Source organism: Streptomyces sp. NPDC007856 (assembly GCF_042868225.1).
Taxonomy (GTDB): Bacteria; Actinomycetota; Actinomycetes; order Streptomycetales; family Streptomycetaceae; genus Streptomyces.
The window spans coordinates 1-8,823 of record NZ_JBIAEC010000039.1; the positions used below are offsets into that span (position 1 = coordinate 1).

The following is an 8,823-nucleotide window of genomic DNA, read 5'->3' on the forward strand; positions in this document are numbered from 1 at the left end:
GCGAGGAGGTCGTGCCCGTGCTGCGCAAGGAGTTCGCGAACGGTCGGCCCGCGGACGTGCCGGAGGCGCCGACCCACCGGTCCCTGCTGGCAGCGGCTGCGGAAGCCACTCCGGAAACCGCTTCGGAAGGGGTGACCGTCGCATGAAGGTCGTCGCCGTATCCGGGGGTCTGAGCACCCCCTCTTCCACCCGCCTGCTGGCGGACCGTCTCACCGACACGGTCCGCGACGCGCTCGCCGATCAAGGCCACAAGGCGGACGTGGATGTCATCGAGTTGCGTGCCTTGGCTGTCGCCATCGCCAACAACCTCGTCACCGGATTCCCCCCACCTCAGCTGGCCGGCGCGATCGAAGCGGTGACGAGCGCCGACGGCCTGGTCGCCGTGACACCGGTGTTCAGCGCCTCGTACAGCGGGCTGTTCAAGTCCTTCTTCGATCTGATCGATCCGGGCGCCCTCACGGGCAAGCCGGTCCTGATCGGAGCGACGGGTGGTACTGCCCGCCACTCTCTCGTCCTGGAACACGCGCTGCGTCCACTCTTCACCTACCTGCGGACCGTGGTCCTCCCGACCGGCGTGTACGCGGCGTCGGAGGACTGGGGTTCAGGCAGCGCCGCGCACCCCGAAGGCCTGCCCGCACGCATACGCCGTGCGGGCCGGGAGATGGCCTCGATCCTGGCCACCAGAGCAGCCCATCCCCTGCCCGAGGACGACCTCACCGTGTCCAAGAAGCAGCTCTCCGATCTGCGCTTCGACTGAGCGCGCCATGGGATTCGCCGTCTGGTCCGGCCAGTCCTTCCACGGTCCGTGCGTACCGAACTGCCGTCGCAGTGCACGGCCAGCATGAGGCAGGGCCGGACGGCCTCACCGTCCGCCAGGACCATGCGGGCCCCGCAGACGCCGTGTTCGCAGCCGAGGTGTGTGCCCGTGAGCCCGCAGTCCTCGCGCAGTACGTCGGCCAGAACACGCCGCGGTTCGACATCGAGTGGGTAGGTCTCGCCGTTGACCGTGAGCGTGATCTTCACGTGGAGGCTCCTTGCGCGGCCTGTCGAAGCGTTCGGCCGACCAGCACCGCGATGGCATGCCGTCGGTACTCCAGGGCGGTGTACGGCTCGGCCGGGGCTGCGGCGTCCTGTTCTGCGGCGATACGGCCCGCGCGCACGAACAGGTGAAACCTCGGGCAGCCGGTGACCGGTGGGGGCGAGCCGAACTCGGCGCCGGTCAGCGCCTGCTCGGCGGCGCGTGCCCGCACTGGCCGGTCGGCACAGTTGACCAGCCTGGTCCGCGCCTCCTCGATCACCGCGTCGCGCATGGTCAGCGCCGCGGCCACGGCCACCTGCGCGAAGCACAAGTGGGTGCGCGCCGGTGCTCGATGAAGCCGACGCCGATGTCCTCGCCGAGCAGTGGGAACCGCATCGACGTGATCAGCTCGCCGGGCGGCGCGCCGTCTGGAGAGGGCCGCGGAACGAGTCGCGAGCCGCTACCCACCAGCACCGGCCACTCCCGGCCCGCCACTGCCTCCTCCGTCGACAGCGTGGCCGGCAGCGTGTGCGGGACCGGAGGAAGGTCCTGCAGGTCCGCGGCCGCATGCGCGCAGCACGGCAGCTCCGCCAGATCCGCCGCGGACCAGGCCCCCCACGACCCCCGCGACCCGTCGGGCACCGGCGCAGTCCACCGCACGCAGTTGTCCCTGGGGCCACCGGACTCCTCACGAACGCCGCGTCCAGACACCCCGGCACCGACAAGTCGGCGACGTACCGGCCCCGTCCGGTGAGCAGCCGTTCGTCCTCACGTCTCGTCCACCGCTCCATGAAGACCGCCACAGGCCGACCCTACGCTCAGGGCAGAGCGGGTGCTGCCGCTCGTCGCGCCGACCGTGCATGGCTTCCCCGATGCCCTCACCAGGGGGAACACGGCCGGCCGTCGCGTCCCTGTATGACGATTACCTGTATCTGATCCCGGTGGGACGGGGGCCATCGTGAGCCTCAGCTGGTGCGACCGCCCGTGAAACCGGCCCACCCGCCGCCTCCTCCGCCGCTCCCCGTCCACGATCCGCATCGCCCGCCGGTGCGGCGGAGTCGGCGCCGATGCCACTGCCCACGAGTGCCCCGGCGAGTGACGTCACAGTCGGCGAGGCTCGGCCGCGTCGCAGGCCGCAAGCGGAGCACCTCGGCCGACCCAGGGCGCTGGACGCCCGTGCGGCAGCGTCCGCCCGGCTACCAGGCCACCGAGGTCAGAGCGCGTCAGACCACACCGTCACGACCTGTCTCGTCGGCCCGATGTCCGGCACCAGGCGGAGCCGTCCCACTGGGCAGACCTTCGCTGGTGACGAAGTAGAAGACAGGGAGGAGGACGAACACGGCGATCGCCAGCAGCGGTGCGATGAGCACCCCCATCAGCCCGGCCGCGATGTAGGCGAGGGCACCGGCCCAGGAACGAAGTCGACCGTGCCGCACGTACGTGTCCTCCACCTCAGGGTCCAGCAGCTCGGGCCGGCGGGAGATCTGTTGGTAGAAGGCCACCCAGCTCAGGCACATCGCTGCGGCGATGCCGGCGTACAGAGCGACGGCCACCCGCGCGTCCGCGCCCATGGGATCTGCCTGCAGCGCGTCCGCCACCACCGCGGTCGGAAAGGACAACAATCCCGTGGTGAGCAGCAAAAACAGGTTGGCGGCATGCAGCCCGCGATCCATGGTCCTGATCCGGACGAAGGCCTGGTGATGATTGAGCCAGATCACCGCGACATAGCCGAAGGACGCCAGGTAGCCGAGATAGGCAGGCCACTGAGCCAGCAAAGCCCGGCCAAGGCCGCCCGGTTTGTGCGGAGGGTCGGCGAGATTGAGGACGAGAAGCGTGACGGCGATGGCGAACACACCGTCACTGAATGCCTCGGCCCGTGTGGTCTCAGAGCGGGAGAACTTGCGGGGATGGGTGCGGGACAAGCCGTCTCCTGACGTACAGACTCATGTCGTTCAACAAGTATCCGTGCGCTGTCTCCTTCACTGCGCCAACGAGCAGGGCCTTGTGCACTTCTGGACACGAAGGAGTGGGTGAGAAGGCCGTAGGCTCATACAGTTCGGTTCCCGCCCCGCCCCCGAGCTGGTCTCCTGAGTGCGCGGACAGGGAGCAACATCGGTGTGCCCGACGAGGAAGAAGACGGTCCGCGCTCCGAGCGGTGAGGTGCTTACCATCGGGCAGCCGCGCGGCTGCGTCTGCCGTCCGAGACAGACGGTTACGGTGGGGCCTGATGCATTGATCCACTGCCATGCCTGGCCGCAAGGAAGGACGTTCTGCGATGCTCGATGGGCCGATCCTGGTACTGGGGGCAACCGGCGGTCAGGGCGGTGCCGTGGCCGACGCGTTGCTGGGCCGCGAAGCCCGGCTCCGGGCACTGGTACGTGACCCCCTGCGAGGCGCCGCACGGGAATTGGCCCGCCAAGGCGTCGAGGTGGTGGCCGGTTCCCTGAACGATCGCGCGTCGCTCGCCGCGGCGATGAGCGGAGTGGCGGGCGTCTTCGCGATGACCACTCCCTTCGAGGCCGGTGTGGAGGCGGAAGTGGCTCAGGGGCGGGCAATTCTGGCTGCCGCCGGGGAAATGGGCGTGCCCCATCTCGTGTTCAGCTCGGTAGCCGGCGCCGACCAAAAGAGCGGCGTACCCCATTTCGACAGCAAGGCTCGGATCGAGGCTGAGCTGGTCTCCGGGGACGTGCCCTACACGATCCTCGGGCCGACGTATTTCTTCGACAACGCCCTGGGTGGTGCGGAACGCATCCTCAACGGCGTTCTCGATCTGCCGCTCCCACCCGACCGGCCGTTGCAGCAACTGGCCCGCCCCGACCTCGGTGCGTTCGCTGCGGAAGTCCTGCTCAATCCCGCCCCCTATGTCGGGCGGCGTATCGAGCTGGCCGGCGATGCGCCCACCCCCGCCCAGATGGCGGCCACGCTAGGCGCGGTGCTGGGACGGGAGGTCCGTCACGAGTACGTACCGCTGGCAGAGATCAGCAATCCGGATATGCATGCGATGTGGACGTTCCTGAATGGACCCGGCTACCGCGTGGACATTCCCGCACTGCACGGTGCTCACCCGGAAATTCCATGGACCGGATTCGCAGACTGGGCGCGCCGTACGTTCGCTTAGTGGTCAGCCCCGAAAGTCCTTCGGGGGTTGATCACGCTGCCGGGGCAACGGAGAATTCTTCTGGGTGATCGGCAGTGCGCCGGTCGAACCCGGCCAGCAGATCATCCAGGTCGGAGGTGGTGAACCTCCACTGGAACGACTGTGCCGCGGCGTTGTAGCGGTCTTCGAATGCTCGGAGCCGGTTTCGGACCTCGTCGAGGTCTGTGAAGTCGTTGGGTGAGACGACCTTGCGCTGCACGATGGAGAGGAAGATCTCTATCTGGTTCAGCCAGGAGGCGTGGACGGGTGTGTGGACCATGACGGCGTTCGGGAACCGGGAGCCCAGGCGGTCGATGGCCGACCTGCGGCGGTGCGAGGAGCCGTTGTCGACGATGAAGAAGACCCGTGTCGCGCCGGCGTAGGGTTCGTTGCCCATCACCTGCTCAACCAGTCTCATGAACGCGCGATGCCTGTGCTCTGTTCACAGCGGCCGAAGACCTCGGCCCGGTGGATGTCGTAGGCGGGTGGGTAGGCCAGGGCTCCGCCGCGCCCGTAGGTGTGGTTGACGCGCATCGAACGGGCCTGGCCCGGGGCCAGGGTGGGATGGCAGCAGCAACGGGCCTGGACGGAGGTCTTCTCGTCTGCGGAGATTGCGGACTCGTCCTCTCCGAGCGGGGTGTCATCGAAGATGCGCGCGTACAGGTCCAGGACCCGTTGAGCGATGGCGCGGAAGAGCGACTGCGGTTCCAGGAGAACCTGCTTCCGCTCATCGAGACCCGTATGGACGCAGCTACCGGCACAGAGGGCGCGAAGGCCCGCGCGGTGATCGCGACGGCGTTCGCATGCCTGGATGCCGCATCGATGACTTGGGTCGCCAACGATGGCAACGGCGAAATCATGGACCTGTACGACGAGTGCATGGCTGCGGTGCGCGGCTGACCCGCAGCAGCCAACCAGCCCGGAAACCGTGGACGGAAACTGGGCACATCCGCTGCCACAGACCAGGTCGACGTCCGGATCTCCCAGCTGGCGTGCAGATGGGCCACGCTGGCGTCGTGCGCAACGACACCGGTGGCACGTCCGCTCCGCTACCTGGACTCCACAAGACGAGTGCTCAAGTCAACCCCCGAAGGACTTCCGGAGCCGACCACTTAGGGTTGAACAGTGGGCTGGGGGACTTCCCTGCAGCCGCAGGGTGCGCTCGACCCGCCCGGACAGATCGAGGGTGTATGCGCGGGCCTCGGGGCGACCGCTCGCTCCGACCATGTGCAGGAGGCCGATGAAGGCCGTCGACTGTGCCAGATGCCAGGTGACGACAGCGAGAGACTCGGCCAACGTGGCACCCTCGGCGCCAGCCTGCTCGATACGCCGCACGTTCTCTTCCAGGACGGCGGTCGCCACGGCGTCCCCGTCGGGGAAGTGCCGGTAGAGAACACCCGGCTCGGCTCCGGCCCTGCGCGCGATCGCGGAGAGCGGAGCGTCCAGACCGTGCTCCGCATGGATCTCCCGGGCGGTGGCGACGAGGGCGACCCGGTTGCGGACGGCGGCCTTCGGGCCCTGGTCGGCGGGCGCCGCTATGGTGTTACACCGCTTCACCTGGCCCCCTCCGCCGCGACGACGAGGGCCGTGCCGGGTGCGGGAACCGGGCCGCATCGCGATGAGTCCGGCCACAGCTGGTGCCACTGGTAGGCCGACTTCGCACTCACCCGCAGCCGCCGTGCGACCTCCGTCGGCTTGATCTTCTGCTCGAAAGCTCGGCCGCCTGCATCCGTAGCGTCTCCCTGCGCTGACGTCCCGCAGGAGTCGGCCCGCCCCCATCCGCATACCTCATACACCACGGGATACAGACAACACTCCAGGTCCATCAGGCACTTCGAGGAAGATCACCCCAACGAGCCGAAGTCAGTAACGTCGTGCTGCGGTCGACCCCCGCGGCCCGGAAGGCCCGGTCGACGGCGTAGCGGATGGCCCAGCCGGGTGTGAAGTCCACCGAGAGCAACTGGGCGATGTCGGCGAGCCGGACCTCGCCGTTCGGCGTCGCCCCGGCGAGCACCCGCCGGGGCGACGTCAGCAGCACCATGTCGCCGCGGGACAGCAGCCGGGTCGCGAGCCCGCGCTGCTGCCGGCGGTCCAGCGCGACCCAGGGCCAGGTTCCACCGTGCCGTCGCGCACTGCCTGCCAGATCCCGACGACGGCCGCCTGCCGCAGGTGTCACGACCACGCCCGGATGCTGCGCACGCAGCGCGGCCAGGGCGCGGTGGAGCCCCAGCCCACACCCCCTGCATCCTGCCGACCGTCACCCGCCCGCGCGACTGCCCCCGTACGGCATCGACGGCCTCCCGTGCCGGCTCGGCGGCCCGGGCGTCGCGCGTAGGCGGTCAGGAACGCCTCGCCGACCGAGATGAGGGCGACGCGGTGTGTGGTGCGGTCGAACAACGGGGTGCTCAGCTCGCGTTCGAGAGCGCGGACCGTGCCGGACACGGCGGACTGGACCACGTGCAGCCGCCGTGAACCGCCCGCGCCGGCCACCGCGACGACGACCTCCTCCTGCCGCAGATGCATCGTCCGCTCCCGGTCAAGCAGCGCGTCGCCCGGCTCCGTCCGGCACGAAGGCGACGGTCTTCGATCTCGCTGCACCGAATGCTGGCGGCGGCGCGCCGTGCCGCTCCCGGCGGCTCATGCCGCTCCGGGTACCTGCTCACCCAGGGCGAGCAGCGGCCGGAGGCGTTCCTCAGGCACGCACCAGCGGCGTGTCGACCAGATGCTCGGCCAAGAACCACGCCTGCCGTTCGCCCGTCCGGATCACCTGGGAGACCAGCAGGTCGATCGTGCCGTCGTCACCGCACTCGGCGGTCCGGGCGCTGGCGTCGTGGTCGAGGCACGGCTTGACCCGCAGTGCATGTGATGGTGCCTGCCCGCGCACTGGGTCCGGTGCTCCTGCTGGCCGTTCACTCTCGGACAAGCCGCCGCGCGCCGGCGGACTCGGGCGGTTCTCCGGCAGCTCTGGGGCGTGTATCGACGGTGCCTGGTAAAGATGGCGGAGAGTTCATTTTGTGATCCAGAATGATTGGATGGTCACGCTTGAGACTCCCCGTTTGATCCTGCGTCGCTGGCGCGAGGAAGACGTTGCGCCCATGGCGGCCATCAATGCCGACCCCGAGGTCATGCGGTGGATCCGTGACGGCAGCGTCCGTGACGAACAGCAGACGCGCGTCGGGATCCAGGCATGGGAGAGCGAGTGGGAGTCACAGGGCTTCGGCCTGTTCGCCGTGGAGATCCGGTCCACTGGCGAGCTGGCCGGGTTCACCGGCCTGTCGGTGCCCGACTTCTTGCCGGAGATACTGCCGGCGGTGGAGGTCGGCTGGCGGCTGGGACGTTCCCACTGGGGGCAGGGCTTGGCCACCGAGGCCGCTGCGGCCGCTGTACGGTTCGGGTTCGAGGAGCGAAGGCTGGAGCGGATCGTCAGCATCACTCAAGTGGGCAACGACGCCTCCGAACGGATCATGACCAAACTGGGGATGCATCCGGTCCGTGAAACCGTCAATCCCACCGGCGGTCGGCCAGTACGGGTGTTCGAGTTGTCGTCGGACCAGTACCTCACAACCACTCGTTGATGGGGTACCTGGTGGCCACGGCTCGATGTCTCTTGAGACTCTCGGGCGATTGACGCCGCGCTCGACCGCGTGCCGGGCCTTGTAGTCCTCTGGGGCGGACTTCGGTGGCCGGCCACCGCTGGACCCGCGCTTCCTGCGGTTGCGGACCTGGTCGGGCTTGTCCGGAATGGTGCAGCGGATTCCCCGGCGGCGCAGGTAGGCGCGGTTCTTCCGGCAGGCGTACGTCTTGTCACCCCGCACACGGTCGGGGCAGAGGCGGCCGACCCGCCCCTATGCGGGGCACACGGACCTTCTCCAGCACCCGATCGAACTGCGGCGAGTCCCCCCGCTGCCCTGCCGTCACCGTGATCGACATGGGCTTCTGACCCTGCTCGACAGCCACGTGCAGCTTGGCCGTGAACCCGCCGCGCGAACGCCCTGGCCCGTGATCATCGGGCTCGTCGAAGACACCACCCGGTGGTTCCTTCGGCCCCACGGCCCGTACTCGACGGGCACGCCCCGCCGTGGCACCCCGGTGCGGACCCGGAACCGTATGCCGTCGATCAGCTGCCGCCGGGACCGGACCGGCGGCAGCCCCACATTCCTCCTCTTCGGCAACAACCGCTCCAGCACCGCCCATTGCTCATCCGTGAGATCGCCCTGCCCATGAACCGGGATCATCCGCGTACGCCGATCACGTCACGCGTCACACCGGGACCTCACCGACTGCCGCCGGCGCCGCGGTCACCGCTCCGGCGGCCGTTTTACTGATCACGGTGTGGATGGTGCACCTGCGGCCACACCAACGGAGCGTGGCCGAACGCATTCTGTTTCCCCTCGCTGGGGCCGGTGTCCTGGCGGCCGCCTGGTCTCCGGCACCCGCGCTTGTCGCCGGTGTGGTTCTGGCGAGCCCGGTCGCGGTGGTCACGGTGCCGCGCCGGTGACCGGGGCCGACGGCGGGGCACCGCCCTGAGCCATGACGAAAGGGCCGCGGGGGGGGGGGGGGGGGGGGGGGGGCGGGGGGGGGGGGGCGGGGCGCCCCCCCCCCGGGGGGGGGGGGCGGGCCCGGGGGGGGGGGGGGGGCGCCCCCCCCCCCGGGGGGGGGGGGCGGGGGC

At 69.6% G+C, this 8,823-nt stretch carries 11 protein-coding genes and 2 pseudogenes; 5 read left to right on the forward strand and 8 right to left on the reverse strand.

What is annotated here, in order from left to right:
- Both ACFYOH_RS42085 and ACFYOH_RS42090 read left to right on the forward strand, forming a co-directional pair.
- Nucleotides 1-146, forward strand: a pseudogene (locus tag ACFYOH_RS42085) (5,10-methylene tetrahydromethanopterin reductase); the annotation flags it as partial.
- Entirely contained in the window at nt 143-757 is a 615-nt protein-coding gene (locus ACFYOH_RS42090; RefSeq protein WP_388636929.1) for an FMN reductase, read from the forward strand. The pseudogene ACFYOH_RS42085 and the gene ACFYOH_RS42090, both read left to right, overlap by 4 nt.
- Nucleotides 758-1,019: 262 nt before the next feature.
- Here the strand turns inward: ACFYOH_RS42090 and ACFYOH_RS42095 are convergent, their stop codons facing one another.
- Both ACFYOH_RS42095 and ACFYOH_RS42100 read right to left on the reverse strand, forming a co-directional pair.
- Nucleotides 1,020-1,334 (reverse strand): hypothetical protein, encoded by a 315-nt coding sequence (locus ACFYOH_RS42095; protein ID WP_388636932.1) that lies wholly within the window; start codon nt 1,332-1,334, stop codon nt 1,020-1,022.
- A 907-nt stretch (nt 1,335-2,241) separates the two neighbouring features.
- Nucleotides 2,242-2,940, reverse strand: a complete 699-nt coding sequence (locus tag ACFYOH_RS42100) for a TMEM175 family protein (protein ID WP_388636934.1) — start codon at nt 2,938-2,940, stop codon at nt 2,242-2,244.
- Between the two features lie 353 nt (nt 2,941-3,293).
- Between ACFYOH_RS42100 and ACFYOH_RS42105 the strand changes: the two genes are divergently transcribed.
- Complete coding sequence (locus ACFYOH_RS42105; protein WP_388636936.1) at nt 3,294-4,136, forward strand: NmrA/HSCARG family protein; 843 nt, start codon at nt 3,294-3,296, stop codon at nt 4,134-4,136.
- Nucleotides 4,137-4,167: 31 nt separating this feature from the next.
- Here the strand turns inward: ACFYOH_RS42105 and ACFYOH_RS42110 are convergent, their stop codons facing one another.
- Complete coding sequence (locus ACFYOH_RS42110) at nt 4,168-4,572, reverse strand: transposase (protein ID WP_388636939.1); 405 nt, start codon at nt 4,570-4,572, stop codon at nt 4,168-4,170.
- Nucleotides 4,573-4,718: 146 nt separating this feature from the next.
- On the opposite strand from ACFYOH_RS42110, the gene ACFYOH_RS42115 reads away from it, so the two are divergent.
- Nucleotides 4,719-5,054: a hypothetical protein gene (locus ACFYOH_RS42115; protein ID WP_388636942.1), complete on the forward strand. Its 336-nt coding sequence runs from the start codon at nt 4,719-4,721 to the stop codon at nt 5,052-5,054.
- Nucleotides 5,055-5,234: 180 nt separating this feature from the next.
- On the opposite strand, the gene ACFYOH_RS42120 is transcribed toward ACFYOH_RS42115, so the two are convergent.
- From ACFYOH_RS42120 to ACFYOH_RS42135, 4 genes and pseudogenes are all read right to left on the reverse strand, one after another.
- Entirely contained in the window at nt 5,235-5,711 is a 477-nt protein-coding gene (locus ACFYOH_RS42120) for a TetR family transcriptional regulator (RefSeq protein WP_388636945.1), read from the reverse strand.
- Between the two features lie 268 nt (nt 5,712-5,979).
- Entirely contained in the window at nt 5,980-6,336 is a 357-nt protein-coding gene (locus ACFYOH_RS42125) for a hypothetical protein (protein WP_388636948.1), read from the reverse strand.
- Nucleotides 6,327-6,677, reverse strand: a complete 351-nt coding sequence (locus tag ACFYOH_RS42130; protein WP_388636951.1) for a LysR family transcriptional regulator — start codon at nt 6,675-6,677, stop codon at nt 6,327-6,329. Before ACFYOH_RS42130 ends, ACFYOH_RS42125 begins: the two co-directional genes overlap by 10 nt.
- Nucleotides 6,678-6,846: 169 nt before the next feature.
- Nucleotides 6,847-6,987, reverse strand: a pseudogene (locus ACFYOH_RS42135) (DNA starvation/stationary phase protection protein); the annotation flags it as partial.
- Between the two features lie 199 nt (nt 6,988-7,186).
- Here ACFYOH_RS42135 and ACFYOH_RS42140 point away from each other — a divergent pair.
- Nucleotides 7,187-7,729 (forward strand): GNAT family N-acetyltransferase, encoded by a 543-nt coding sequence (locus ACFYOH_RS42140; protein WP_388636954.1) that lies wholly within the window; start codon nt 7,187-7,189, stop codon nt 7,727-7,729.
- A 339-nt stretch (nt 7,730-8,068) separates the two neighbouring features.
- On the opposite strand, the gene ACFYOH_RS42145 is transcribed toward ACFYOH_RS42140, so the two are convergent.
- Nucleotides 8,069-8,389 carry a transposase gene (locus tag ACFYOH_RS42145; RefSeq protein ID WP_388636957.1) on the reverse strand — a complete coding sequence of 107 codons (321 nt, stop codon included), beginning with the start codon at nt 8,387-8,389 and terminating at the stop codon, nt 8,069-8,071.
- Between the last annotated feature and the right edge of the window lie 434 nt (nt 8,390-8,823).

What these genes read in the sequence shown, in the direction of transcription:
- ACFYOH_RS42105 (WP_388636936.1), top strand. Translation starts at nt 3,294, where the DNA reads ATGCTCGATGGGCCGATCCTGGTACTGGGGGCAACCGGCGGTCAGGGC.
- ACFYOH_RS42145 (WP_388636957.1), bottom strand. Translation starts at nt 8,389, where the DNA reads ATGATCCCGGTTCATGGGCAGGGCGATCTCACGGATGAGCAATGGGCG.
- ACFYOH_RS42140 (WP_388636954.1), top strand. Translation starts at nt 7,187, where the DNA reads ATGGTCACGCTTGAGACTCCCCGTTTGATCCTGCGTCGCTGGCGCGAG.
- ACFYOH_RS42110 (WP_388636939.1), bottom strand. Translation starts at nt 4,572, where the DNA reads ATGAGACTGGTTGAGCAGGTGATGGGCAACGAACCCTACGCCGGCGCG.
- ACFYOH_RS42115 (WP_388636942.1), top strand. Translation starts at nt 4,719, where the DNA reads ATGGCAGCAGCAACGGGCCTGGACGGAGGTCTTCTCGTCTGCGGAGAT.
- ACFYOH_RS42090 (WP_388636929.1), top strand. Translation starts at nt 143, where the DNA reads ATGAAGGTCGTCGCCGTATCCGGGGGTCTGAGCACCCCCTCTTCCACC.
- ACFYOH_RS42130 (WP_388636951.1), bottom strand. Translation starts at nt 6,677, where the DNA reads ATGCATCTGCGGCAGGAGGAGGTCGTCGTCGCGGTGGCCGGCGCGGGC.